This window comes from Qipengyuania pelagi, assembly GCF_009827295.1.
GTDB lineage: Bacteria > Pseudomonadota > Alphaproteobacteria > Sphingomonadales > Sphingomonadaceae > Qipengyuania > Qipengyuania pelagi.
In genome coordinates this window covers 1,483,943-1,508,640 of the sequence record NZ_WTYD01000001.1, presented here as the reverse complement: position 1 = coordinate 1,508,640, position 24,698 = coordinate 1,483,943, and the positions used below count along the sequence as shown (strand labels likewise).

Annotated in this window: 33 protein-coding genes; 23 read left to right on the top strand and 10 right to left on the bottom strand. The window is 64.7% G+C overall.

What is annotated here, in order from left to right; genetic code table 11:
• Positions 1 to 11 precede the first annotated feature (11 nt).
• From ruvX to pyrE, 8 genes are read right to left on the bottom strand one after another with little or no spacing between them, the layout of a single operon-like run.
• Positions 12 to 497: a Holliday junction resolvase RuvX gene (ruvX, locus tag GRI47_RS07485; RefSeq protein WP_160660659.1), complete on the bottom strand. Its 486-nt coding sequence runs from the start codon at positions 495 to 497 to the stop codon at positions 12 to 14.
• The gene (locus GRI47_RS07480; RefSeq protein WP_160660658.1) at positions 476 to 1,714 is read right to left on the bottom strand and encodes a DUF3089 domain-containing protein; all 1,239 of its coding nucleotides are present in this window, start codon (positions 1,712 to 1,714) and stop codon (positions 476 to 478) included. Before GRI47_RS07480 ends, ruvX begins: the two co-directional genes overlap by 22 nt.
• Entirely contained in the window at positions 1,704 to 2,837 is a 1,134-nt protein-coding gene (locus GRI47_RS07475; protein ID WP_160660657.1) for an AI-2E family transporter, read from the bottom strand. The genes GRI47_RS07480 and GRI47_RS07475 overlap by 11 nt, the downstream gene beginning before the upstream one ends.
• Before the next feature lie 3 nt (positions 2,838 to 2,840).
• Positions 2,841 to 3,728, bottom strand: coding sequence for a signal peptidase I (lepB, locus tag GRI47_RS07470; RefSeq protein WP_160660656.1), 888 nt, complete (start codon positions 3,726 to 3,728; stop codon positions 2,841 to 2,843).
• Complete coding sequence (gene acpS / locus GRI47_RS07465) at positions 3,725 to 4,126, bottom strand: holo-ACP synthase (RefSeq protein WP_160660655.1); 402 nt, start codon at positions 4,124 to 4,126, stop codon at positions 3,725 to 3,727. The genes lepB and acpS overlap by 4 nt, the downstream gene beginning before the upstream one ends.
• Positions 4,123 to 4,395 carry a pyridoxal phosphate biosynthetic protein gene (locus GRI47_RS07460; RefSeq protein WP_160660654.1) on the bottom strand — a complete coding sequence of 91 codons (273 nt, stop codon included), beginning with the start codon at positions 4,393 to 4,395 and terminating at the stop codon, positions 4,123 to 4,125. The genes acpS and GRI47_RS07460 overlap by 4 nt, the downstream gene beginning before the upstream one ends.
• Positions 4,392 to 5,156, bottom strand: coding sequence for a pyridoxine 5'-phosphate synthase (locus tag GRI47_RS07455; RefSeq protein WP_160660653.1), 765 nt, complete (start codon positions 5,154 to 5,156; stop codon positions 4,392 to 4,394). Before GRI47_RS07455 ends, GRI47_RS07460 begins: the two co-directional genes overlap by 4 nt.
• Before the next feature lies 1 nt (position 5,157).
• Entirely contained in the window at positions 5,158 to 5,736 is a 579-nt protein-coding gene (pyrE, locus tag GRI47_RS07450; protein ID WP_160660652.1) for an orotate phosphoribosyltransferase, read from the bottom strand.
• 243 nt (positions 5,737 to 5,979) lie between these two features.
• Here pyrE and coxB point away from each other — a divergent pair, with 243 nt between their 5' ends.
• The 19 genes from coxB to GRI47_RS07360 all read left to right on the top strand — a co-directional run bounded on the left by coxB (position 5,980) and on the right by GRI47_RS07360 (position 21,605).
• The gene (gene coxB, locus GRI47_RS07445) at positions 5,980 to 7,101 is read left to right on the top strand and encodes a cytochrome c oxidase subunit II (protein ID WP_160660651.1); all 1,122 of its coding nucleotides are present in this window, start codon (positions 5,980 to 5,982) and stop codon (positions 7,099 to 7,101) included.
• A 64-nt stretch (positions 7,102 to 7,165) separates the two neighbouring features.
• A complete protein-coding gene (gene ctaD, locus GRI47_RS07440) occupies positions 7,166 to 8,902 on the top strand; it encodes a cytochrome c oxidase subunit I (RefSeq protein WP_160660650.1) in 1,737 nt (578 codons plus the stop codon).
• Between the two features lie 178 nt (positions 8,903 to 9,080).
• Positions 9,081 to 10,052: an alpha/beta fold hydrolase gene (locus tag GRI47_RS07435; protein ID WP_160660649.1), complete on the top strand. Its 972-nt coding sequence runs from the start codon at positions 9,081 to 9,083 to the stop codon at positions 10,050 to 10,052.
• 103 nt (positions 10,053 to 10,155) lie between these two features.
• Positions 10,156 to 12,237, top strand: coding sequence for an EAL domain-containing protein (locus tag GRI47_RS07430; RefSeq protein WP_160660648.1), 2,082 nt, complete (start codon positions 10,156 to 10,158; stop codon positions 12,235 to 12,237).
• Between the two features lie 149 nt (positions 12,238 to 12,386).
• Positions 12,387 to 13,307: a heme o synthase gene (locus tag GRI47_RS07425; protein ID WP_160660647.1), complete on the top strand. Its 921-nt coding sequence runs from the start codon at positions 12,387 to 12,389 to the stop codon at positions 13,305 to 13,307.
• On the top strand, positions 13,304 to 13,429 hold the full coding sequence (locus tag GRI47_RS15170) for a hypothetical protein (RefSeq protein ID WP_272916495.1): 126 nt from the start codon (positions 13,304 to 13,306) through the stop codon (positions 13,427 to 13,429). Before GRI47_RS07425 ends, GRI47_RS15170 begins: the two co-directional genes overlap by 4 nt.
• 2 nt (positions 13,430 to 13,431) lie before the next feature.
• Entirely contained in the window at positions 13,432 to 14,013 is a 582-nt protein-coding gene (locus tag GRI47_RS07420; protein ID WP_160660646.1) for a cytochrome c oxidase assembly protein, read from the top strand.
• Between the two features lie 94 nt (positions 14,014 to 14,107).
• Positions 14,108 to 14,929 (top strand): cytochrome c oxidase subunit 3, encoded by an 822-nt coding sequence (locus GRI47_RS07415; protein ID WP_160660645.1) that lies wholly within the window; start codon positions 14,108 to 14,110, stop codon positions 14,927 to 14,929.
• A 55-nt stretch (positions 14,930 to 14,984) separates the two neighbouring features.
• The gene (locus GRI47_RS07410) at positions 14,985 to 15,332 is read left to right on the top strand and encodes a DUF983 domain-containing protein (RefSeq protein ID WP_237452643.1); all 348 of its coding nucleotides are present in this window, start codon (positions 14,985 to 14,987) and stop codon (positions 15,330 to 15,332) included.
• On the top strand, positions 15,329 to 15,898 hold the full coding sequence (locus GRI47_RS07405; protein WP_160660643.1) for an SURF1 family cytochrome oxidase biogenesis protein: 570 nt from the start codon (positions 15,329 to 15,331) through the stop codon (positions 15,896 to 15,898). The genes GRI47_RS07410 and GRI47_RS07405 overlap by 4 nt, the downstream gene beginning before the upstream one ends.
• Positions 15,899 to 15,968: 70 nt before the next feature.
• Positions 15,969 to 17,357 (top strand): threonine synthase, encoded by a 1,389-nt coding sequence (gene thrC, locus GRI47_RS07400; RefSeq protein ID WP_160660642.1) that lies wholly within the window; start codon positions 15,969 to 15,971, stop codon positions 17,355 to 17,357.
• Positions 17,357 to 18,256: a class I SAM-dependent rRNA methyltransferase gene (locus GRI47_RS07395; protein ID WP_160660641.1), complete on the top strand. Its 900-nt coding sequence runs from the start codon at positions 17,357 to 17,359 to the stop codon at positions 18,254 to 18,256. The genes thrC and GRI47_RS07395 overlap by 1 nt, the downstream gene beginning before the upstream one ends.
• 9 nt (positions 18,257 to 18,265) lie before the next feature.
• Positions 18,266 to 18,625: a SecDF P1 head subdomain-containing protein gene (locus GRI47_RS07390; protein WP_160660640.1), complete on the top strand. Its 360-nt coding sequence runs from the start codon at positions 18,266 to 18,268 to the stop codon at positions 18,623 to 18,625.
• On the top strand, positions 18,622 to 18,993 hold the full coding sequence (locus GRI47_RS07385; protein ID WP_160660639.1) for a dihydroneopterin aldolase: 372 nt from the start codon (positions 18,622 to 18,624) through the stop codon (positions 18,991 to 18,993). Before GRI47_RS07390 ends, GRI47_RS07385 begins: the two co-directional genes overlap by 4 nt.
• Positions 18,994 to 19,001: 8 nt before the next feature.
• Positions 19,002 to 19,322, top strand: coding sequence for a Rossmann fold domain-containing protein (locus GRI47_RS07380; protein WP_160660638.1), 321 nt, complete (start codon positions 19,002 to 19,004; stop codon positions 19,320 to 19,322).
• Entirely contained in the window at positions 19,291 to 20,319 is a 1,029-nt protein-coding gene (gene moaA, locus GRI47_RS07375) for a GTP 3',8-cyclase MoaA (protein ID WP_237452642.1), read from the top strand. Before GRI47_RS07380 ends, moaA begins: the two co-directional genes overlap by 32 nt.
• Positions 20,319 to 20,561, top strand: a complete 243-nt coding sequence (locus tag GRI47_RS07370; protein ID WP_160660637.1) for a MoaD/ThiS family protein — start codon at positions 20,319 to 20,321, stop codon at positions 20,559 to 20,561. Before moaA ends, GRI47_RS07370 begins: the two co-directional genes overlap by 1 nt.
• Complete coding sequence (locus GRI47_RS07365; RefSeq protein ID WP_160660636.1) at positions 20,554 to 21,033, top strand: molybdenum cofactor biosynthesis protein MoaE; 480 nt, start codon at positions 20,554 to 20,556, stop codon at positions 21,031 to 21,033. The genes GRI47_RS07370 and GRI47_RS07365 overlap by 8 nt, the downstream gene beginning before the upstream one ends.
• A gap of 80 nt (positions 21,034 to 21,113) precedes the next feature.
• Positions 21,114 to 21,605 carry a hypothetical protein gene (locus GRI47_RS07360; protein ID WP_160660635.1) on the top strand — a complete coding sequence of 164 codons (492 nt, stop codon included), beginning with the start codon at positions 21,114 to 21,116 and terminating at the stop codon, positions 21,603 to 21,605.
• Positions 21,606 to 21,608: 3 nt separating this feature from the next.
• Here GRI47_RS07360 and GRI47_RS07355 read toward each other — a convergent pair whose 3' ends face one another.
• Entirely contained in the window at positions 21,609 to 22,295 is a 687-nt protein-coding gene (locus tag GRI47_RS07355) for a Crp/Fnr family transcriptional regulator (RefSeq protein WP_160660634.1), read from the bottom strand.
• Between the two features lie 4 nt (positions 22,296 to 22,299).
• Complete coding sequence (locus tag GRI47_RS07350) at positions 22,300 to 22,815, bottom strand: hypothetical protein (protein ID WP_160660633.1); 516 nt, start codon at positions 22,813 to 22,815, stop codon at positions 22,300 to 22,302.
• An 86-nt stretch (positions 22,816 to 22,901) separates the two neighbouring features.
• Between GRI47_RS07350 and GRI47_RS07345 the strand changes: the two genes are divergently transcribed.
• From GRI47_RS07345 to GRI47_RS07330, 4 genes are all read left to right on the top strand, one after another.
• Positions 22,902 to 23,057: a hypothetical protein gene (locus GRI47_RS07345; protein WP_160660632.1), complete on the top strand. Its 156-nt coding sequence runs from the start codon at positions 22,902 to 22,904 to the stop codon at positions 23,055 to 23,057.
• A gap of 12 nt (positions 23,058 to 23,069) precedes the next feature.
• Positions 23,070 to 23,594: a 50S ribosomal protein L21 gene (gene rplU, locus GRI47_RS07340; protein WP_160660631.1), complete on the top strand. Its 525-nt coding sequence runs from the start codon at positions 23,070 to 23,072 to the stop codon at positions 23,592 to 23,594.
• Between the two features lie 12 nt (positions 23,595 to 23,606).
• Positions 23,607 to 23,876: a 50S ribosomal protein L27 gene (gene rpmA, locus GRI47_RS07335; protein WP_067681890.1), complete on the top strand. Its 270-nt coding sequence runs from the start codon at positions 23,607 to 23,609 to the stop codon at positions 23,874 to 23,876.
• A 220-nt stretch (positions 23,877 to 24,096) separates the two neighbouring features.
• Entirely contained in the window at positions 24,097 to 24,633 is a 537-nt protein-coding gene (locus GRI47_RS07330; protein WP_160660630.1) for a GNAT family N-acetyltransferase, read from the top strand.
• Positions 24,634 to 24,698 lie beyond the last annotated feature (65 nt).

The window sequence follows — 24,698 nt, the reverse complement described above, 5'->3', positions numbered from 1 at the left end:
CGATAGGCGCGTCAGAAAGCGCTGCCCGCCAGGCTGTCGATCGCGCCTTGCAGGATGACCGCCGCCGCGTGGCTGTCGATCCGCGTAGCGCGTTTGGCGCGGCTCATATCCTGACCGATAAGGGCGGCCTCGGCGCTGGCGGTGGACCAGCGTTCGTCCCACAGCAGCACCGGCAATTCGAGAGCCGCTGCCAGATTCTTCGCATAGGCGCGGCTGGCCTGGGCGCGGGGGCCTTCGCTGCCGTCCATATTGCGCGGCAGTCCGATGACGATCCCGGTGACGGAACGCTCGGCAACGATCTCGCGCAGCTTGCCGCAATCCTTGGTGAACTTGCCGCGGGGGAGGGTCTTGCCCGGCGTCGCATAGCGCCAGCCCGCATCGCAGGTCGCGATCCCGACGGTCTTGGTCCCGAGATCGAGGCCCAGCAAACTGCCGCCATCGGGCAGCGCATCGCCGAAATCGCGCGCGAAATCGGTTACGAGCGCTGGCCGGTCCATGCCCGCACCCGTTCCACCACGTCCTGCTGCACATTCGCCCAGAACAGCGGGATGTCGTAGACGTGGTAATTGTCGCCCGGCAGCACGCCTTCGCCCATGCGCGGCGGATCGCCGATCAGGAGCAAGCCGCGCTCGTCGCAGCGCGCCGGGACCGCTTCGGGCACCAGATCGGCGCGGGTCATCGTCTCGTCGGGCACCAGGGTGCCGAGATTGCGCGAGGCGGGGGCCGAGCCGCCGGTGCCGCCCGTCAGTGGATTGACGCACAGGATCGGGCCTTCGCCACGCGGCTGGCCGTCGAAACCGGGCGTGGTCGAATAGCGGCGCATGATGAAATCGGGATCGCCCCCATCGGCGAAGCTCGACCAGGACAGGATGCACTGCGCCTGACCGGATGCGGCGCAGGCGGGAAAGGGCAGTTCGGGCAGGTCGTGTTCGACCGAGATCGGCCAGCCGGGCGCGTAGACGGCGGCGATCCGGTCGGCGGCGGGCGTGCCGCGCAATTCGTCCATCAGCAGGCGCAGGACGTGGAGCGAACCCTGGCTGTGCCCGGCAAGGACGATCGGTTTTTCGGGATCGACGCTGTCGAGGAAATAGCGGAACGCCTCGCGCACATCGGCATAGGCGGCATCGATCGCCAGTACCGCTTCGGGCCGGTCGGTCAGGAAGGCGCCGACCGCCGCCTGACGATAGCGCGGCGCCCAGATCTCGTCGGCGCGGTTGAACGCGCTCGCCATGCCGCGCAGGAACAGGCGCGCGCGGGTATCGGTCAGCCCGTCATCGAGCGAGGCGTTCCAGTCTCCCCCCGCCTGGATATAGCTGGTGGGCGGAACGAAGAAGACCGCGAAATCGGGAATGTCCTCCGCCTCGACCGGGTCGGCTCGGCGGCTGGTTTCGGGTTCCAGCACCGGAGCGGACGGGCCGAGGCCACGTTCGGCGGCGGGCGCCTGCGGGGAAGGGGTTTCGCTTGCCGGAGCTTCGGGCGCCGGGGCGAGGGCAGGCTGATATCGTGCGGGATCGTCCGTGCCGAGCCCAGGGCGCGAATACCACATCGCCGGGTCCTGATAGGCGTTTTCGGCGAGCGGTTCCTGCTCCACGAATTCGCCGCGCGGGACGAAGGCGATCTCCGTCGCCTGCCGCGACCAAATCGACAGCGCGATCGCGCCGAGGATCACCAGCACGATCAGAACGGCGATGACATACAGGAACTTACGCGCCACTCTCGGAAACCTCTGTTGAACCCGCGCGGGCCTCGTTCTCCTCCGCCCTCCGCTCGAGCGCGACCTTGATCATCGCGAGCAGCGGATCGGCGAGGAGGATGCCGATAATGCCGAAAACCACGCCCATGGCCAATTGCGTCGCCAGCACCAGAGCCGGGGCGAGATCGACCGTCTTCTTCGCGATGATCGGAATAACGACATAGCCGTCGAAATTCTGAATGAAGAAATAGACCGCGATGGTGTAGATTCCCATCTCCACCCCGCCGGAGAATCCGACCAGCGCCATCAGCACGCCCGAGACGATCGCGCCGAGATTGGGGATGAAGGCGAGCAGGCCGGTCAGGATCGCGAGGAGGGATGCCATCGGCACAACCCCGATCCCGACCAGTGGCGCGACCCAGGCCAGCATGATGTAGGTGAACACCCCTTCGACGAACATCCCGAGCAGCCGTCCTGCCATCAGGCGGCGCAGCGTTTGGGCCATGCGCGCCATCGTGACCTCGAACGACCCGCGCCGTTCGCGCGGGAGCATCCAGGCGACGCCGCGTTCGTAGAGCTTGGGCTCCGCCGCCACGTAGATGCCGATGATGAGGATCAAAACAACCGTGGTCAGGCCGCCGAGTATGCCGCTCAGCGCGCTGGTCAGCGTGCCGATCCCGCTGGTAATGCTGCCCGCGTAGTTTTGCAGCTGGCTCTGGTCGATCTGGATGCCCTTGCTCTGCGCCCATTCCAGCAGGTCCGCGATCTGGTCGCGGATCAGCTCGGGGAACATGGCGGCCTCTTCGGAGATCGTGGCGCCCGCGAAATAGCCCAGCCAGATGAAGAAAAGCGTCAGCGACACCAGCACCAGCGCCACGCGCCATCCGCGCGCGATCGGCAGGACCCGGCCAAGCAATCGCGCGCCGCCATCGATCATCGCGGCGAAGACGAGCGCTCCGAACACGACGAGCAGCGATCGCGAGATGTAGATTGCGAGGACTACGAGTCCGACCACGCCGACCCAGACGCAGGCGCGCGTGATCTCCTCGCGAACGCGCGGGTCATTTACGCGTGACGGGCTGGTTCTGGCATGATCGGAACCGCTGTCGGTTCGGTCCCGGTCCGAGGCGTCGCTATCGCTCACGGATCAGTCGCGCGGCGCGTTCTGGCCCGCAGGCGTGTCGACCAGGGGAGGGCGCAGAGTGGTGAAGGCGCGTCCATCGCGCAGCGAGGTGAACCAGCTGATCGGGTTCCAGTTGGTCGTCCCGTCGAGCGAGAAGGTGATGAATTCCGCGCGTCCGCCGATATTTTCCAGCGGGATCGGCCCGCCGAGGCCCAGCGCATCGACGCTTGCCCGGCTGTCCGCCGAATGGTCGCGATTGTCGCCCATCACGAAGACATGGCCTTCCGGGATCGTGATCTCGGGATAATTGTCGAGTTCCTGATCGAGATGGTCGATGATGCGATAGGTCGCCCCGTTCGGCAGCGTTTCGCGCAGAATCGGCATCTCGCACACCCGCTCGCCCGAAGGCAGCGTGGTCTTCATCTCGGGATAGTCGTTGCAGGTCGAATTGAGATCGATCGGGATATCGACCGGCGGTTCGACGACCTGCGGAACGGGCTTGCCGTTGAGGATGATCTGGCCGTTCCTGACCTCGAACCGGTCACCCGGACGCGCGACCACGCGCTTGATGTAATCCTCGTCCCGCTGGGGATGTACCGGGATCACGATGTCGCCATAGTCCGGCGTCGATCCGAAGATGCGCCAATGGCCGCGCGGGGCAAGATGGAAGCTGATCGAGGACCAGTTCCAGCCATAGGGATATTTGCTGACGATCAGACGGTCGCCGACGAGCAGATTCGGCATCATCGATTCGGACGGGATGTAGAATGGCTTCGCCACGAGGCTGTGAAAGGTGAACACGGCCAGCAGCATGAAGAAGAGGCCGCGCAGTTCCGCGAGCCAGTTGACGTCGTCTTTGCCGGCCTCGGATGTCTTGGGAGCGCGTTTGGTCACGGCGGGGGAGCTACTCATGCAGGGAAGGCCTCGATGATCACGAAGGCCTGGGCCCATGGATGATCGTCGGTGAGGGTGAGATGAATATGCGCCTCATGGCCGGGAGGGATCATTTCCGCAAGCCGCTTCGCCGCGCCGCCCGTCAAGGCAAGCGTCGGCGCGCCCGACGGGGCGTTGACGACGCCGATATCCTTCATGAAGACGCCGCGCCGGAAGCCGGTACCGACCGCCTTCGAAAACGCTTCCTTGGCGGCGAACCGCTTGGCGTAGGTGCCGGCGATGGTGAAGGGACGCTTCTTCGCCTTGGCGCGTTCGATATCGGTGAAGACGCGATTTTCGAAGCGTTCGCCGAAACGATCGAGAGAGGCCTGGATTCGTTCGATATTGCAGAGGTCCGAGCCGAGGCCGATGATCATGCGGCACCCACCAGAACGGCGATGACGAGCGCCAGCATCATCCAGTGCAGGACGATCTGCGTCTTGACCAGCGGGTGGTCGATTATGCCCTTGGCGAGGCTGAGCGAGCCGCCGTAACCGAAGATCTGGACCAGCGGCCAGCCGATCGCGAAGGCGAGGAAGGTCTGGCGGCTGATGGCGAAGCCCAGCAGCGCGAGGCTCAGCAGGAAGGGAATCGCCGCGGCCAGCGCCAGGCGGTTATCGCGCGAGGATGGGTGCGCCGCCATCATCGCGCGTCATCCATCAGTTCGCGCATGTGGCGGACTGCCTGCTCGAGCCCGACGAACACCGCCTCGCCCACCAGATAATGGCCGATATTCAGCTCCGCCAATTGCGGAATGGCGGCGATCGGCTGGACGTTCTCGTAGGTCAGGCCGTGGCCGGCATGGGGTTCGATCCCGTTCTTGGCGGCGAGCGCGGCCATGTCCGCGATCCGCTTCAACTCGTGCGCGGTGCGCTCCTGATCACCCGATTCGAATGCGTGCGCATATTCGCCGGTGTGGAATTCGACCACCGGCGCGCCCAGACGCAGCGCGGCATCGAGCTGCCGCTCCTGCGCCTCGATGAAGAGCGAGACGCGGATACCGGCTTCGCGCAGCCGATCGACGATGGGGGCGAGGGTGTTGTGCAGGCCCGCCGCGTCCAGCCCGCCCTCGGTCGTGCGTTCCTCGCGCTTTTCGGGGACGATGCAGGCGGCGTGGGGAGAATGGGCAAGCGCGATCGCCAGCATTTCCTCGGTGGCGGCCATTTCTAGATTGAGGGGGAGGTCCGTCGCTTCCTGGATTCGCCTCAAATCCGCATCGCGGATATGACGCCGATCCTCGCGCAGATGCGCGGTGATCCCGTCACCCCCGACGCGCGCCACGATCTCCGCCGCACGCACCGGATCTGGATGGTCCCCCCCGCGCGCATTGCGGATGGTAGCGACGTGATCGATGTTCACGCCTAAACGCAGGGGGTGGCGCAAAGGGGTGCGAGCCGCCGTGGGCATATCAGGCGCGGCTGCCGGGCTTGGTCACGGGAATGGCGGCGAGTTCGGGGGGCACTTCGTCCTCTGCGTAGGTCGGGAAATTGATGTCCAGAAGCGGATAGAATGGCACGCCCAGATCGACGGAGCCGTTGCTGCGGTCGACCAGCGCCGCTTCCGCGATCACCTCGCCGCCCTCGCGCGCCACCGCCGCGATCGCCTCGCGGCTGGACAGGCCGGTCGTCACCACGTCCTCCACCATCAGGACCTTCTGCCCCTCTTCGAGGCGAAAGCCGCGCCGCAGATGGAAAACGCCGTCCGGGCGTTCGAGGAAGATCGCGTCCCGTTGCAGCGCCCGGCCGACCTCGTGCCCGATGATGAGCCCGCCCATCGCCGGGCTGACCACGATATCGATCCGGCTGCGCAGGTCGCGCGGCAGGCGCTGGACGAGTGCGCGAGCCAGCCGTCCGGCACGTTCCGCATCCATCAGGACTCGCGCGCATTGGAGATAATGCGCGGAATGCCGTCCCGAGGAGAGCAGGAAATGCCCCTCGAGCAGGGCTTCGCTGGCGCGAAATTCGGCGATCAGGGTTTCGTCGGTCATCGGTTCGTTCATAGGCGCGCGTTCAAAGCCTGTCGCGCGCGCTTCTGCAAGAGCCCTGTGGGGTCGGTCGTCATGTGGGACGGATTTTTTTCCCCGCGCGCTTGAGGCTGGCGAGAAGCGCGCTTATAGGCCGGTGCGAACCGACCCGTGGATGCAGGGTTTTACTGCGCTGCCCGGGACGTTTTTCGATCACGGGAGCCCGCCTGTCGCGCACGGGGCGCCCGCCCAGCGAAGCGGAACAGCATGTCGATCCTTAATTCTACCGCACCCCGTCACGGCCTCTCCCGCATCGTCGCGGGCCTTGCCGTTCTGCTGGCGCTCGCATTCGCGGCGGCCTTCCTCGCGGCGGGCCCGGCGCAGGCGCAATCCGAAACGACGTTGCAGGCGGACGATCTTGTCGCGCCGGCACCTGCCGTCACGCCGTCCGCCGCGCTGGAGCAGGTTCCCGCGGACGAGGCCGCCGATGTGGCCGATCCCGACGCGGTGGTCGATCCGGCCGGCAGCTATACGCCCATGGCGCCGACCGCGGGCAAGGGCATGCCGGTCAATGGCGGCATCGACGTGCAGGACCAGCATTCGGAAATCGGCAAGTTCGCCCGTAATCTCCATTTCGGCCTGTTCTGGGTCATGGTCGCGATCAGCGTTTTCGTGCTCGCCCTGCTCATCTGGGTGGTCGTGCGGTTCAATCGCCGCGCCAATCCCACTCCTTCGAAGACGACGCACAATACCGGCCTCGAAGTCGCGTGGACCCTGATCCCCGTGCTGATCCTGGTGGGCATCGCCATTCCCTCGATCTCGCTGCTGGCGCGCCAGTACGAAACGCCGCCGGAAGACGCCGTCACCGTCAAGGCGACCGGCTATCAGTGGTATTGGGGTTACACCTATCCCGACAATGGCGGGTTCGAAATCATCTCGAACATGAAGGACGAGGCGCAGGCCGTCGCCGAGGGCGAGCCGCCGCAGCTGGCGGTCGATAACCGCCTCGTGCTGCCGGCTGGCGTGCCGATCCGCTTGCAGACGACCGGCGCGGACGTGATTCACAGCTTCGCGGTGCCCAGCCTATGGTTCAAGATCGACGCGATTCCGGGCCGGTTGAACGAGCGCCTGCTGACCATCGACGAGCCGGGCGTGTATTACGGCCAGTGTTCCGAGCTGTGCGGTGCGCGCCACGCCTATATGCCGATCGCGATCGAGGCCTTGCCGGTCGACGAGTGGCGCGCCTGGGTGCTGGCGCAGGGCGGCACCTTCGGCGACGCGGAGGAAGCGGAGCCCGAGCTGGCGCCGGTCCAGGGTCCCGAGAGCGCGGTGCCCGGTGCGCCGGGCGCGGGTGCCCCACCGACCGAGGACACGTCGCCGACGACGTGATATAGCTCGCCCGATACCGAACGAACGAAACAGACGACTTACCGAGCGCTAGGAACAGCAGACCATGGCTACCACCGCCGACCACTTCCAGGCCCATACCGAGGATCATGCGCACGATCATGACGCGCATCACACCCCCGGTTTCTTCGCGCGCTGGTTCATGTCCACCAACCACAAGGACATCGGTACGCTGTACCTGATCTTCGCGATCGTCGCGGGGATCGTCGGCGGTGCGATCTCGGGCATCATGCGTGCCGAGCTGCACGAGCCGGGTATCCAATATCTGACCTATTGGGCACAGCTGATGGGCGGGACGTCGGATTTCGACACCTCGCTCCATATGTGGAACGTGTTCATCACCGCGCACGGCCTGATCATGGTGTTCTTCATGGTCATGCCCGCGATGATCGGCGGCTTCGGCAACTGGTTCGTGCCGCTGATGATCGGCGCGCCGGACATGGCCTTCCCGCGCATGAACAACGTGTCGTTCTGGCTGACCGTGGCGGGCTTCTTCAGCCTGATCTTCTCGATGTTCGTCCCCGGCGGCACCGGGCCCGGTGCGGGTACGGGCTGGACCGTGTACGCGCCTCTGTCCACGACCGGCAGCCAGGGTCCGGCGGTCGATTTCGCGATCTTCGCGCTGCACCTTGCGGGCGCAGGCTCGATCCTGGGTGCGACCAATTTCATCACCACCATCTTCAACATGCGCGCGCCGGGCATGACCCTGCACAAGATGCCGCTGTTCGTGTGGTCGGTGCTGGTCACCGCCTTCCTGCTCCTGCTGGCGCTGCCGGTTCTGGCCGCAGCGATCACCATGCTGCTGACCGACCGTAATTTCGGGACGACCTTCTTCGATCCGGCGGGCGGCGGCGATCCGGTGCTCTACCAGCACCTGTTCTGGTTCTTCGGTCACCCCGAGGTCTACATCATGATCCTGCCGGGCTTCGGCATGGTCAGCCAGATCGTGGCGACCTTCAGCCGCAAGCCGGTGTTCGGCTATCTCGGCATGGCCTACGCCATGGTCGCGATCGGCGTGGTCGGTTTCATCGTGTGGGCGCACCACATGTATACGGTCGGCCTCGACGTGAACACGAAGATGTATTTCACTGCGGCGACCATGGTGATCGCGGTGCCGACCGGCGTGAAGATCTTCAGCTGGATCGCCACGATGTGGGGCGGATCGATCGAGTTCAAATCGCCCATGGTATGGGCGATGGGCTTCATCTTCCTGTTCACCGTCGGCGGCGTGACCGGCGTCTATCTCGCCAATGGCGGGATCGACGATGTCGTTCATGACACCTATTTCGTCGTGGCGCACTTCCATTACGTGCTGTCGATGGGTGCGGTGTTCTCGCTGTTCGCAGCGTTCTACTACTGGTTCCCGAAGATGAGCGGCCGGATGCACAGCGAACTGCTGGCGCACCTGCATTTCTGGGGCTTCTTCATCGGCGTGAACGTGATCTTCTTCCCGCAGCACTTCCTCGGCCTTCAGGGAATGCCGCGCCGCTACCCGGACTACACCCCGGCCTACGAATACTGGAATGCGATCAGCTCGTGGGGCTATGTCATCATGGCCGCCAGTATGCTGCTGTTCTTCGCCAATCTCGTCTACGCCTTCGTGGCGGGCAAGAAGGCGGGCAACAATCCGTGGGGTCCGGGTGCGACGACGCTGGAATGGACGCTGTCCAGCCCGCCGCCGTTCCACCAGTTCGAGACCCTGCCGGTGATCGAGGACCATCACGACTACCACGATCACCGTCCGGCCGATCAGCGTGCCAAGGAGCATGGAGAGCCTGCCTGATCCTAGGCGGCCTCTGGGTCACCAAATATCACTTAGCGGCCGGTCCCAAGGACCGGCCGTTTTGTTTTCGCTCGCCCGCGCGCGTCGGGCGAACGGCTGGCCTTTCCCGCCTCGACATCGCTCCTGACGCGAGCGTAGGGTGAAATCCGATCAGACGAGAGGATGCGCCATGCCCCAAATGCAAACCATTGATGTCGGTGACGTCAGCCTGCGCTGCGCGATCGACGGCGATCCGGCATCGGATGCGCCGCTTGTCATCCTTGTCCACGGCTTCCCCGAAAGCTGGTATAGCTGGCGCCACCAACTCACACCGCTGGCGCAAGCGGGGTACACCGCCTGCGCGATCGACGTGCGCGGCTATGGCGGTTCGGACAAACCCGAAGCGATCGAGGATTACGCGCTCGAGAAGATCGTCGGTGATCTTGTCGGCCTCAAAACGGCTCTCAGCCCGGATCGCCCGGCGATCCTGATCGGGCATGACTGGGGCGCGCCGATCGTCTGGAACACGGCGCTGACCAATCCCCAGCATTTCCGCGCCGTGGCGGGTCTCTCCGTCCCCTTCTCGGGCGTGCCGCAGCGGCCCTTCACGGAGGTCTTCCACCAGCACTTCACCAGCCAGGGGAAGTTCTTCTACCAGGAGTATTTCCAGGAACCCGGCGTCGCCGAGGCGGAGGCAGAGAAGGACCCGCGCGATTTCGTCCAGCGCATGATGTATTCGATCAGCGGTGACGTGCCGCCCGGCAGCTACTGGGACAAGCCCTATGGCGCGACCTTCCTTGAGGGCCTGCCCGACCCCGCGCCGGTATCCTGGCTGACCGAGGACGATCTCGATTTCTACGAAGCGGAATTTCGCGCCTCGGGTTTTCGCGGCCCCCTCAACCGCTATCGCAATCACGAGCGCGATTTCGAATGGCTGCAAGGGTACAAAGATCGCCGCATCGAACAGCCCAGCCTCTTCATCGGCGGCACGCGCGATCCGGCGACCTTCCTGTTCGGCGCGGTCACGGATCCGGTCGCGCTGATGCGCATGTTCGCGCCGAAGATCGAGGGACACATCCTCGATGGGGTCGGCCACTGGACACAGCAGGAGCGCCCCGAAGAGGTGAACCGGCTTTTATTGGACTGGCTGAAACAGCTCGACGAAGAGTGACGCCCTCTATCTACCCCTCGCAAGATATGTAAAAATACCTATTATACGTTAAATACGAATGAGAGCCTGAGGCGATATGATTCGGCGCCATGGCGGAATCCGTGTGACCTTCCTGAAGCGCATCGACTCGATCATCGGCTTTTTCGATGACGATCCGTTCACGGAGAAATTCAGCCGTGAACGCATCCGATCCGTGCGCCAGACGATTTTCGTCTATTATCTCGCGATCCTCCTGCCGTTCGCTGCCGTGGCCGTGAACTTTCCCTCCGAACTTCCGACACGGATCGTGGGCACGGTTCTGCTCTTGGCAGTCGTATTGCGGTTCAAGCATTGGGCCCTGCCGCCCCCGCCGGAGAAACGCGAGGACGTGAGCCCAGCCGCCGCGCGGCTGACCGCCATGATGGTGCTCATTCTGTCGCTGGCCCAGGCCTATTTCTATCTCGCCCTCTCGCTATCCGTGGTGACATATGACCCGGACGGCTTCGGGTGGTCGCAGATCTTCGGGCTTGGTCTGCTGTCGGGCCTGATTCAGGGGGCGGCGCTGACGGGTGTGCTCTTCGCCTCACAAGTGATTTTCTTCTGTTTCCTGTTTCCGCTCGTGACAGCGGCGCTGTTCCTGTTTCCTGCCGGCAACCTCTTCATGCCCCTGTCGCTGGCGGGGATCGTGGCGATCGGTTTCTACCTCGCAGTGCTCAGCCACAAGGCTCAGCTGAATCTCTTTCGCGCGCAGTTCGACGCCGACGCGGCGCTGGAACGTACCGAGAAGGCGAACGGCGAACTGATCGAGGCTCGGCGCAGCGCCCAGTATCGCTCCGAATTCGATGCCCTGACCGGCGTACGCAATCGCTATGCCTTCATGCGCGACATCGAAGCCCAGCTGGACCGGGGAAGCAGCGGCGTGTTGGTGGTGATCGACCTCGATCGCTTCAAGCCGATCAACGATCATTACGGCCATTATGCCGGCGATATCGTCCTGCGCTTCGTCGCGCGGCGTCTGCAACGGGCGTTGCCGAAAAATGCGATCGTGGGGCGGCTTGGCGGCGACGAGTTCGCGGTGTTCGTCGCGGGCAAGCCGCAGACGAGCGATACCTGCGAATTGGTGGCACGCTGCGACCGCGCACTGGCCCAATTGCGCCGTCCGATGAGATTGTCGAATGCCTACGTAACCATCGGTGGCAGCGCAGGGGGAAGGATCGTCGAAGCCGGCCAAACCACCGTGGCGCAAGCCCTCCAGGACGCCGATTCGGCACTCTACGTCGCGAAGCGGGAGGGGCTGGAAACCCTCAAGCTTTTCGACGATCACATTCGCGACGAGGCGATGCGCCTCGCCGCCATCGAGACCGAGATGTCGAAGCGCGATGCGCTCGATCATTTCTCGCTCGCCTATCAGCCGATCGTCAATCTCAGGACGGGCGAGATTTCCAGCTTCGAGGCGCTGGCGCGGTGGCATCATCCTTTGCTCGGCGAAATCCAGCCCAGCCAGTTCATCGCCATAGCGGAGCGCAACGGACTGATCAGAGAGATCACGATTGCGCTTCTCTGTAAAGCGCTGAATTTCGCGAAGGACTGGGAGCCGCCCTGTCGCCTGTCCTTCAATCTCAGCGCCGCGCATATCTGCGGGGATAATGCCGCAAGCGAGATCATCGCTCTGGTCGAAGCCAGCGGCATTCAGCCCAACCGCCTGCAATTCGAGATCACCGAGACGGCGATGCTGATCAATTTCGACGTCGCGCGCCGCAATATCGAGATTCTGCGCGAGGCCGGGTGTCGGATCGCGCTCGACGATTTCGGCGCCGGTTTCGCCTCGCTCGTCTATCTGCGCGAGATCAAGTTCGACAAGGTCAAGATCGACGGATCGCTGATCCGGGGCGCGCGCGATACGGCCGGTCGCGACATGTTGAACGGCGTCATCAAGATGCTGTCGGCGATGAAGCTGGAAAGCGTCGCCGAATATATCGCGACCGAAGCAGACCACGAAACGGCGCTGTTGCTGGGTGCGGAATTCGGGCAGGGCTACTTTCTCGGAAAGCCGATGCGCGATACCCAGGTATCCACCCTTCTCGAGGAAACGCGCCAGCGGGCCCTCGAAGCGACCGAGCGTCGTTCCGGCCGCGATCGGCGAATCCTGCCTGTCGCTCCGTACGACAATGCGAACAGAGCCTCTGCGGCGCGCTTCGCGGGTTGAGACGGGGCGTCCGCGGGCTCGCCGCGCGGTATAGGGATCGGTGCCGATTGCAGGGCGCCCGGAAAGCACGAAGCCTTGTAGCGCAGCCGCTTTCCCTTTCGTCTTTCGCCCGGTATAGGTCCCGGCCAATCCCCGATGACCGATAACCGATGACCCAATCCGCCGCCCCCATCACCATGCCTGCCGACTGGCGGGACTTCTTCGCGCTGACCAAGCCGCGGGTGATGACGCTGGTCGTCTTTACCGGCCTTTGCGGCCTGCTCGCCGCACCGGGATCGATCAACCCGGTCCTGGGCTTCACCGCGATCCTGTGCATCGCGCTGGGCGCGGGCGGAGCGGCCACGCTCAACCAATGGTGGGAAGCCGACATCGATGCGGGGATGAAGCGCACGTCGAACCGCCCGCTCCCCACCGGACGGATGCGGCGCGAGGATGCGCGCGATTTCGGCATCCTGCTCTCAGCCGGATCTGTCATGGTGATGGGCCTGGCGATCGGCTGGCTCGCCGCCGCGATCCTGGCGCTCTCGATCGTCTATTACGCGGTCGTCTATACGATCTGGCTGAAGCCGCGCACGCCGCAGAATATCGTCATCGGTGGCGGGGCGGGGGCCTTTCCACCGTTGATCGGGTGGATCGCGGTGACGGGCGACATAACGGCGATGCCGATCCTGCTGTTCGCGATCATCTTCGTCTGGACGCCGCCGCATTTCTGGGCGCTCGCCCTGTTCGTCCAGTCGGACTACGCCAAGGTCGGCATTCCGATGATGCCGGTCGTGCGGGGCGAGAAATCGACCCGGCGCCAGATCGTCGCCTATTGCGTGGTGCTGGTCCCGGTCGCGGTGGCACCTTGGGCGATCGGGGGCACGGGTCCGGTCTACGGGATTGCGGCGCTCGCATTGACGCTTGCCTTCCTTGCGCTTTCCCTGCCCGTCGGAATGCGCCAGGCCGTTCCGGGCGACGGGATGCGTCCCGAGAAACGCCTGTTCGCGTTCAGCGTATTCTACCTGTTCGCGCTGTTCGCGGCGCTCGTCGCCGACCGCCTGCTGATCGATGCTGGAGTTATCGCATGACCCCCGAGGAAGAGACCGAATTCAAGCGCCGCCAGAAGATGCGCAATCTGGTGCTGGCGGGTGTTCTGCTGTTCCTGGTCGCGCTGTTCTACGCGATCACCATCGTGAGGATGGGAGACTGATCGTGACGAGCGCGACTCTCGACAATCGCAATTCGCGCACCGCGCTGTATGCCCTGCTGGGTGCCCTGTTCATGCTGGGAATGGGCTATGCGGCCGTCCCGCTCTACGATCTGTTCTGCCGCGTGACCGGCTTTGGCGGAACCACGCAGCGCGCCAGCGAAAGCGATGCGGATATCGCCGCGCAGGCCGCTTTGAGCGCCGGGGCGAAGACCATTTCGGTCCGCTTCGACGCCAGCACCGCGCGTGACGTTCCCTGGCGGTTCGAACCCGTGCAATCGACCGACACCGTCCAGATCGGCCAGCGCGACATGGCGTTCTACACCGCGCGCAATAACAGCGACGTGCCGATCACCGGCACCGCGACCTTCAATGTCGAGCCCGAACAGACGGGCAAATATTTCAACAAGATCCAGTGTTTCTGCTTCACCGAACAGACGCTCCAGCCGGGGCAGGAGGTTCGGATGCCGGTGCTGTATTATATCGACCCGGCGATCCTTCAGGACGAAAACGCGAAGGGTGTCGAACAGATCACGCTGAGCTACACCTTCCACAAGGCGAAGGACACGCCGGAAGCGGGAAGCTGACGCGTTTAGGCGGGAAACCCAGCAACAGCCCCCTAGACCATCGGCCATGCGCGCGATAAGGGCAGGCGACAGACCAACAGGACGATACGAGACCATGGCCGGCACCGTAAACCACGACTATCATATTCTCGAACCCGATATCTGGCCGATCGCCGGCTCGCTTTCGGCGCTCGTCTTCACCACCGGCATGGTCTTCTTCATGCACGACATGGCGGGCGGGCATCTGATCCTGGGCCTCGGCATCGCCGGCCTGATCGCGACCTTCTTCAGCTGGTTCTCCAACATCGTGAAGGAAGCCCAGCGCGGCGATCACACGCCGGTGGTGCAGCTGCATATGCGCTACGGGATGATCCTGTTCATCGCGTCGGAAGTGATGTTCTTCGTCGGCTGGTTCTGGGCGTGGTTCGATTTCTCGCTCTTCCCCAGCGCCCTGTCCGAAGTCGTCGGCGGCGTCTGGCCGCCCGAGGCGATCGAGGCGGTGATCAATCCCTTCAGCCTTCCCTTGCTCAACACGATGATCCTGCTGTGTTCGGGCACCACGGTGACCTGGGCGCACCATTCGCTGATCCATGGGGATCGCGACGGTTTGAAGAAGGGTCTCTGGCTGACGATCATCCTGGGCGCGGTTTTCACCTGCATCCAGGTCTACGAATACATGGCGGCCCCGTTCGCCTTCGGCGGGAACACCTATTCCAGCGCCTTCTACATGGCGACCGGCTTCCACGGCTTCCACGTTCTGGTCGGCACGATCTTCCTGATCGTCTGCCTGCGCCGTGCCTATCTGGGCCATTTCACCCCGCGCCAGCATTTCGGCTTCGAAGCGGCAGCGTGGTACTGGCACTTCGTCGACGTGGTGTGGCTGTTCCTGTTCGTCGTGGTCTATGTCTGGGGCGGCTGGGGCGCCGAGATGCATTGATGAGCGGATCCGGCCGAATATGACGACGCCGGACGATACGAAAGGGCGGCCTTCCATGATGGAGGCCGCCCTTTTCGGTTGCTGTCCGCGCTGCGACGCGCGTACGTTGTTCGTGGGGCCGGTCAAGTTTGCGGAGAGATGTCGCGCCTGCGGGCTCGACCTGACGCGGTTCAATGTCGGCGATGGGCCCGCCGGATTTCTGACGCTGATCATCGGCGCGGTGATAACGGGCCTCGCCATCTGGCTGGACCTGACGGTGACGCCGCCCTTCTGGGTCCACATCCTGATCTGGGTACCGGTAACGGCCCTGTCGGTGCTTGGGGGCCTCCGCGTGGCAAAGGCGCTGCTCTTGATTGCGGAATATCGCAACAAGGCCGGTGAAGCGGGAAGCGACCAGCCATGAAGCGCGTGCCCATCCTCGCCACGATCGTCGTCCTGGCCGCCGCCGGTGTGATGGTGGCGCTGGGCGTCTGGCAGTTAAAGCGACTGGACCAGAAAGAGGCCCTGCTGGCGCGCTATGCTGCCGCGGAAGGCCTTGCCGAGCCGGTCGCTTTCCCGATTACGGGCGAGGGGGAGCAGGACTGGTTTCGCACCAGCACGCTTGATTGCCGACGCGTGCTGTCGATTCAGCCGACCGCCGGGCGCAGTGCGGATGGCCAGAGCGGCTGGGCCCAGCGCGCTTCCTGCATGATCGACGGAGCGGGCGCGCCCGTCGCGATCGATATCGGCTGGTCGCGCGAACCGGCGGCCGCGCAATGGGGCGGTGGCGAGGTTGCGGGCGTGATCGCACCTGGCCCGCGCCTTGTCGCCAGCACGCCACCTGTCGCGGGGCTCCAGCCGCTCGCAAGGCCCGATCCCTCGGCGATTCCGAACAATCACCTTGCCTATGCGGGCCAGTGGTTCTTCTTCGCGCTCACCGCGCTGGTGATCTACTGGCTGGCGCTGAAAAGGCGGCGCGCAAAGCCGTGAGCCGAACTTCGCGGGCGTAAAGCGCGCCTGCCTTGCCCGTCTGCGCTTGCGCGTCTAACCGCCAGCCACCATGCGCTATATCTCGACACGCGGCACCGCCCCCACGCTCGATTTCGCCGAAGTCACGCTGGCGGGTCTCGCCAGCGATGGCGGTCTTTACGTGCCCGAACACTGGCCGCAATTCTCGTCTGCCGAGATCGCGGCGATGCGCGGCCTGCCCTATGCCGAATTGGCCGCGCGGGTTATGCAGCCCTTCGTCGGCGAGAGCCTGACGCCCGATCGCCTGCGCGAATTGTGCGAGCAAGCCTATGGCCGCTTCGCCCATTGCGCCGTGACACCGCTCAAGCAGCTCGACGAGAGCCAATGGCTCCTCGAACTGTTTCACGGCCCGACGCTCGCCTTCAAGGATGTGGCGCTGCAATTGCTCGGCCTGCTGTTCGAGGAGTTTCTCGCGCGCGACGAGAGCCGCCTCACCATCGTAGGCGCGACCAGTGGCGACACGGGCAGCGCCGCGATCGATGCGGTGGCGGGGCGCGACAATGTGGAGATCTTCATGCTCCACCCCTCGGGCCGGGTCAGCGACGTGCAGCGCCGCCAGATGACCACTGTGCTCGCCCCCAACGTCCACAACATCGCGATCGACGGCAGTTTCGACGATGCGCAGGCGATGGTGAAGCGCATCTTCGCCGATGCAGAGGTCACCGGGCGGCATCGCATCGGCGCGGTCAATTCGATCAACTGGGCGCGGCTGATGGCGCAGATCGTCTATTATTTCGCCGCCGCGCTCCAATTGGGGGCGCCCGATCGCAAGGTGGCTTTCAGCGTGCCGACCGGCAATTTCGGCGACGTGTTCGCGGGCCATGTCGCTGCTCGCATGGGCCTGCCGATCGAGCGGCTGGTGGTCGCCACCAATGTCAACGACATCCTCCACCGCGCGCTGTCCGAAGGGGATTATTCGGCAGGAGAGGTCACGCCAACCGCCGCACCGAGCATGGACATCCAGGTCAGTTCGAATTTCGAGCGCCTCCTGTTCGATGTCGGCGGGCGCGACGGAATGGCGATGGGCGAGCAGATGCGCGGCTTCGAAGGATCGCGCGCGATGCTGCTTACCGAGGCGCAGCGCGCTGGTGCAGGCCTGTTCACGAGCGTTCGCGCCGATGCGGACGATATGGCGAGGGCCATGCGCTGGGCGTGCGAGGAGGCGGGCGAAGTGATCGACCCGCACACCGCGATCGGCCTCCACGCCGCGCGTCAGCAAGATCTTGCGCCCGGTGTCCCAGTGGTCACGCTCGCAACCGCGCATCCGGCGAAATTCCGCGACGCGGTCGAACGCGCGACGGGTATGCGCCCATACCTGCCCACCCGCGTCGGCGACCTGTTCGCGCGCGAGGAACGCCTCGTCGAACTGCCGGGCGATTACGATGCGGTGAAGGCGCATATCCTGGAACACGCCGCCTGATGGCCGATCTGATCCGCACTCCCACGCTGATGGTCGGCGAAGGCTGGGATGCCTATCGCCTGCTCGACAGCGGGCATGGTCGCAAGTTCGAGGGTTACGGCCCCTATCGCTTCATCCGTCCCGAAGCGCAGGCCCTGTGGGCGCCGCGCATGGCCGAGTGGGACGCGAATGGTGAATTCGTCCCCGGCAGCGACGAGGATGGCGGCGGACGCTGGCAGCTATCGCCGGACGTGCCCGAAGATGGCTGGGAATTGGGCTGGGGCGAGGATGTGCGCTTCACCGCGCAATGCACCCCGTTCCGCCATCTCGGCTTCTTTCCCGACATGGCACCGGTCTGGAACTGGATGGGCGAGAAGCTGTCCGGTCGCGCGGGCGAACCGCGCCCGACGCTGAACCTCTTCGGCTATACCGGCGTCGGCAGCCTCGCCTTGAGCGGGCATGGGCCGGTCACCCATGTCGATGCTAGCAAGAAATCGGTCGCCCAGGCGCGCGAGAATGCGGCGCTGTCGGATATGGAGGACCGCCCGATCCGCTGGCTGGTCGACGATGCGATGAAATTCGCAAGCCGCGAGGTGCGGCGCGGCAATATCTATGACGGCATCATTCTCGACCCGCCCAAATTCGGGCGTGGACCGAAGAACGAGACCTGGCGGATCGAGGAAGGGCTGGCGCCGCTCGTATCCGATTGCCGCCAGCTGCTCGATGCGAACAGCCGCTTCCTGTTTCTCACCGTCTACGCCGTCCGTATGAGCAGCCTTGCGCTCGGCGGATTGCTGGAAGAGGTGTTCGCCGACCTGCCCGGCACGATCGAGCATGGCGATCTGGCGGTGGCCGAGACCGGAGCCGATCCGCGCCTCCTCCCCACCGCGATCTTCGCGCGCTGGTCGAATCCGGGCTAGTGCGGAACGATGACGGAAACGGTGACACTACGAATTCTCAACGAAGATGAATCGACTTGGCTGGTCAGCCTCGATCTGACAGCTAGCAATGTCATTCAAGTAACGGTCGGATCGGACCCATTCAGTGATCGTCCGGCGTTGAAAATAAAATTGAATGCCGAAGCGGGAGCATGGCTTTCGGAAAACACCCGCAAATATTTGATGCATCAGATGCAGATGGCAATTGACTCACGAGTAATTTTGGATGCGCAGATATTGGAGCCTATGGAGAGCGGAGAATTCATGATTTCCGGTGGCCGGAGCAGGATGTACGAAGAGTTGAAGAGAGCAATCAAAGCAAAATCGGATTTTGAAGAGGAACGCGCATGACCGATTCGCTGATCCTCGAAATCGCCGATTTCGAACACGACGTCCTCACCGGGATCTATTCCGAGGAGACCGGCAAGCCCCAGCCGCTGCGTTTCACGATCCGCGTGCGGATGAAGCCGCTCGATCGTTACGATCCCGACACCGCGCTCGATCATTCCAAGAACTATATGGACCTGAAATTCGCCGCGTCGGACGCCTTGCCCGAGGGCGTGCATTTCAAGCTGATCGAGGCGGTTGCCGATCATGTCTGCGAAACGCTGTTCCTTCAGGACAGCCGGATCGAGGCGGTGACGGTGAAGATCGTCAAGCTCGCCATCGCGGAAGCGGGGGAGAAGATCGGCATTACGCTTCATCGCGAGCGGCGCTGATGCGGCGCGTGACCGTCGCCGACCTGCCCGAGGCGCCCTTGGCCGCCTCGGGTGCGTTCCATCGCGATCACCTTCCCGAAATTGAGCGCATGATGGGGGCGGGCGAGGATGTGATGATCGCGCTGCCGCCCGCCGATCACACCCACCGCGAATGGCGACTGGCGCTGGCCGCCGGACTGGCCCGCGCAGGCGTGCCCGCGCGCGCGAATGTGGTCGCGGGCGAGGGGGCCGTGCTGGATGCCTTCGAGGCCTATCTCGCCGAAGCGCCCGGAATTACGGGCCAATATCTCGAAGGGGATGGCCAGGGCGCGGGCGATCCGGCACAATAGCGCGTTCATGCTTGTCGACAGCTTCCAGCGCCGCATCACCTATCTGCGCCTTTCGGTTACCGACCGATGCGATTTGCGCTGTACCTATTGCATGCCCGAAAAGATGCGCTTCCTGCCCAAGGCGGAAGTGCTGACGCTGGAGGAACTGCACCGGCTGGCGCTGGCCTTCATCGCGCGCGGCGTGCGGCGCATCCGGCTGACAGGGGGCGAGCCGCTGGTGAGGCGCGACATGCTGGATCTGGTCCGCGCGCTTGGCCGACAGATCGGCGAGGGCCTCGACGAGGTGACGCTGACGACCAACGGCACGCAATTGGCCCAGAACGCCGAGGCCCTGCGCGAAGCCGGGGTCAGGCGCGTCAACGTCTCGCTCGACACCCGCGATCCGGTCTTGTTCAAACAGCTGACCCGGCGCGACATGCTGGACCGGGTCCTCGAAGGGATCGCCGCAGCGAAACACGCCGGGCTCGAGGTCAAGCTGAACACGGTGGGCCTCAAGGGGCGCAACGAGGACGAATTGCCCGACCTCATCGAGTGGGCGCACGGGCAGGGCCATGCGATCACGCTGATCGAGGCCATGCCGCTGGGCGAAGTGGACGAGGATCGCTTCGACCAGTTCCTCTCGCTCGAAACCGTGCGCGCGCGGCTGGAAAAGCGCTGGACCCTGACCCCGTCCGGCCATCGCACCGGTGGCCCAGCGCGCTATTTCGATGTTGCGGAGACGGGTGGACGGCTCGGTCTGATCACGCCGCTGACCCAGAATTTCTGCGAAGGGTGCAACCGCGTGCGCGTGACCACCACGGGCCAGCTCTATCCCTGCCTCGGCGGCGGAGAGCGCGTCGATCTGCGCGCCGCCTTGCGTGACGGAGGGGGCGATGCAGCCTTGCAGGAGGCGATGGACCGCGCAATGGCGATCAAGCCCCAGCGCCACGCCTTCGCGATCGACGCGCCCGGCCAGGCCCCGGCCCAGCCGCGCCATATGTCCGTGACGGGCGGCTGATGGCCGTCAGGATCGTCTTTCTCGGCCCCTTGCGCGATGCGGCGGGGAGCGAATCGCTCGAGGTTTCGGCGCCGCTCGATTGGGAGGGGCTGCTTGCCGCAGTCGCACCCGAACTGGCTGGACAGTTACAGTCGTCACGCGTCCACGTCGCCTGTGCAGGCGAGGTGCTGGCGGACAAGACCGCTTTGATGGCGCGCGATGGCGAGGAGGTCGCGCTGCTCCCCCCGGTCAGCGGTGGCTAGGCTGGTTCTCGACACTCCGGCCGATGTCCGCCTGCTGGACAAGGGGCTGTCGGCGGGCGAGGCGCTGGCCGCCTTCAACTCCGCGCACGACCGCGCAGGCGCGATCGCGAGCTTCCTTGGCAAGGTCAGGCCGGGCAAGGATGTGAAGGCGCTGGAACTCACGCATTACGAGCCGCTCACCCTGCCGGGAATGGAATCTCTGGCTGAACAGGCACTGGAACGATTCGCGCTAGACGGCGTGCTCGTCTGGCATCGGGTCGGCACGATGCAACCGGGCGAAGGGATCGTGCTCGTCGCTGCCGCCGCGCCCCATCGCCGCGCCGCCTTCGACGCGGTCGATTTCCTGATGGATCATCTGAAATCGGCGGCGTGGTTCTGGAAGCGCGAGCGGCGCGGGGAAGGCTCCGAGGGGGCGTGGTACTGGATCGAACCACGTGGCGACGACCACGCCGCGCTCGCCCGGTGGAAATAAGTTTTCCGGTTTGATCGAGATCAAGGCGCGCGCTTTCCGGTCGGCGCATTGATGCTCCCACAGCAACGGGAGTTAAGATCATGTCCAAGCACATCGCACGCGACCAAATGGCGCAGCGGGCCCGGATCCATACCGCTCCGGCCATGGCAGAAAGGCAGCCTGCACCGGATGTTTTGCCAGAAAACCTTCCAGCCCTGCGCGTCGATCCGGTGCAGCCGGTCGTGGTCGATCGCAGCTTCGAGATGCCGGTCGCGCTCTACGCGGCGACGGTGGCGCTCTATCTGGGGTTCGTCGCGGTGATGGCCATCGGGCTCGCCAGCCCCGGCCTCGCGATACCCATAGCGATCTTCGCGCTGTTCATCGTCGCGGGTTTCGGCGTACCGGCGCTATGGACCCAGATCGGGCCGAAACACGGTGCGCGTCCGCTCAGGCTGCAGCAGCTGATGCACAAGGGGATCGCGACCTATACGGGTCGGCTGAATGGCCGCGACGCGGCAGTCCAGATGCTGATCCTGCCGGTTCTGATCCTTGGCTGGGGTCTGGCGGTGATGACGATCCGGGCCTTCGTCTGACACTTACTGTGCCGATGCGGAGAGCAGCGCGGGGTCGACCAGTTCGATCCCGCGCTTTCCGCTGCGCTGGATCGCGCCGTCGCGTTCGAGGGCGGTGATCTGGCGGCTCACGGTTTCGATGGTCAGCCCCAGAAAGCTTGCGAGGTCCCCGCGAGACAAGGGCAGGTCGAAGGCGCGTGCGGGATGGCAGGGCGAATCGCTGGCAGCGCGCGAGAATTCGATGAGGATCGCGGCAACCCGTGCGCGCGCCGAAACCTTACTCCCGATTGCCAGCAATGCCCGGCTGGCATGAAGGTCTTCCTGCGTTCGCCTCAGCAAGGCCTGCGCGAGCGCCGGGTAGCGCGCGATCGCCGCTTCCATGTCCGGCCCCGCGAACACGCATAGCCTGCTATCAGACAGCGCGACCACGTCATGGGCGGCGAAGGGCTGAAAGAATTCGCCGACGAAGCCGGAAGGATGGACGAGGGCGAGGATATGCTCGCTTCCATCCCGCTCGAGGCTGGTGACCTTGAGCGCGCCTGAAACCAGCGTGGCGCAGCTTGTCACCGGATCGCCTGCCGCGAACAAGGTCTGCCCGCGCGCGAGATGGCGCGTATGGCCGACCCTGGCCAGCGCGGCCCGCTCCTCCGGGGCGAGCACGGAGCACGCCGCGCGGTCGCGCACCGGACAGGAGGCGCAGGCGAGGCTCATCCAGTCACCGCACCCGCGCCCGCAGATCGGCTAAGGTTCGGTCTTCCTCCTGCACCAGCGACAGCAGGGTCCGGCGCGCATCGGCAATAGCGGGCGTACCGTTCGCCTCCACGCTCGCGGCGATGAAGAGCAGGTCAAGATCGGCCAGCGCGATGGCGGCTTCGCTGCGGATCGAATCGAGATCGGCCAGGGCGACCTGCGCGGACGCCCAGGCATCGCTGCCGACACCCGAGCCGCTCGCGGCGGAAGCGAGGCGCGCGGCGCGCGGCGCGGCTGCGGTGAAGCGGGCATGGGCATTGCGGCCCTGTTCGACCAGGGCGGCAAGGCGCTGGTCGAGCGGGCCGTCGAGCGGCACCTCGACCGGCGGCACGTCGATCGGGTCACCCGGAACCGGCTCGAGCTGCCCCTGCGCTCGTTCGACATCGCGGATCGCAAGCGAAGGATAGGCCCCGTCCGGCGCGGTCTGGCACGCGGCAAGGGCGGGGACGAGGGCAATGGCGGCGAGAAAGGCTGGACGCATGGTGACGATCTGATAGCACGACGCATCAGGATCGCCAGCTGCGGATCGCCAGCCGGGGATCGCCAGCCGGGGATTGCTGGTAGGGGATGATCGAAGCCTCTGGCGCGATTCCGGCGTTGACTTCGCCACCACCATACCTTAACGGCACCGTTCTTTCCGGGGCTGCCTTTGGCGGCCTGACGGGCGCGCCGCGCTTTCACTCGAATTCGTCGAGGGAGAACGCGGCAAAACAAACTGATTGAGAGATAAGCACCATGTTCGCAGTCGTGCGTACGGGCGGCAAGCAGTACCGGGTTGCCGCCGGAGACAAGATCGCGGTCGAGAAACTGGCAGGCGATGCCGGTGATACGATCACGCTGGGCGATGTTCTGCTCGCCGGTGAAGGCGACAAGATGGAAGACGCTGGCAAGGTCACCGTCTCCGCCGAGATCATCGCTCAGGCCAAGAGCGAGAAGGTCACCGTCTTCAAGAAGCGTCGTCGGCACAATTATCGCCGCAAGAACGGCCATCGCCAGCAGATGACGCTGCTGCGCATCGTCGCGGTGGGCGATTCGAAGGCCGAGAAGAAGGCTGCGCCGAAGAAGGAAGCGGCTCCGAAGGCGGACGAGGCGGCTGAGAAGGCCGCTCCCGCGAGCAAGCCCGCCGCCAAGAAGGCCGCGCCGAAGAAGGACGCCGCGCCCGCCAAGTCCGGTACGCATGAGACCGAGACGGCCAAGAAGGCTCCCGCCAAGAAGGCAGCGCCCAAGAAGGCCGCCGCCAAGACTGAAGACAAGAAGTAAGGACCGCTAACCATGGCACATAAAAAAGCAGGTGGTTCATCCCGCAACGGTCGCGATTCGGCCGGTCGTCGTCTCGGTGTGAAGAAGTTCGGCAGCCAGGATGTGGTCGCCGGCAACATTATCGTGCGCCAGCGCGGCACCAAGTTCTACCCGGGCAGCAATGTCGGCATGGGCAAGGACCACACGCTGTTCGCGCTTACCGACGGGATCGTGCGATTCCACGCGGGCAAGCTCGGCCGCAAATACGTATCGGTCGACATGCAGGCGCAAGCCGCGGAATAACCGGACGATTCGATAAGGGGATCGTCCATCGGGACGGTCCCAGCCGGGCTTACCACCGGCATTCTTAGAGGGAGATGGGACCAGCCCGATTTGTCGGGGAGGTTCCGCTCCCTTTTTCATTTCTCCCTCTGCAACCGACACGGCGAAACTTTGTTTCGTCATCACGCAATCGTCACGCGGCCGGCCTAGGAGATCGGCGCGTGGTATGGGGAGACAGACGATGTTCCATGTGACCGAGAGGCTGCTGCTGCGGCCCGCCTGGCCCGAAGATGCCGAAGCGATTTTCGGCGGCATTTCGGATGAAGGCGTGGTCCGCAATCTCGCGAGCGCCCCGTGGCCGTATCGCCGGGAAGATGCCGAGAGCTTCGTCTCGCGCGACCATGTCGCGGCCTATCCCCGCTTTCTCATCACCCAAAAATCGCGTCTGATCGGATGCATCGGGATCGACCCGGTGGGCGAGCAGGGCGATGGCTCGGTCGAGCTCGGCTACTGGATCGCGCGGCCCTATTGGGGGCGTGGCTATGCGACCGAAGCGGCGAGGGGCATGATCGATATTGCCCGCCTGATCGGCCATACGCGCCTTTCGGCAGGGCATTTCGCCGACAACCCCGCCTCGGGCCGCGTCTTGAGGAAGGTGGGATTCCGTCCGACGGGCCAGAGCGCGCGGCGCCACAGTTGTGGCCGGGGCGAAGCGGCGGAATGCGTGCTGTTCAGCCTCGATCTCGCAGACCAGCCGCAAATGCCGATCGCGGCCTGATCGCCGCCCAATCGTCAAGCGAAACCAAGCAAAAGGCTCCGCAATCGCTTGCGGAGCCTTTTTTG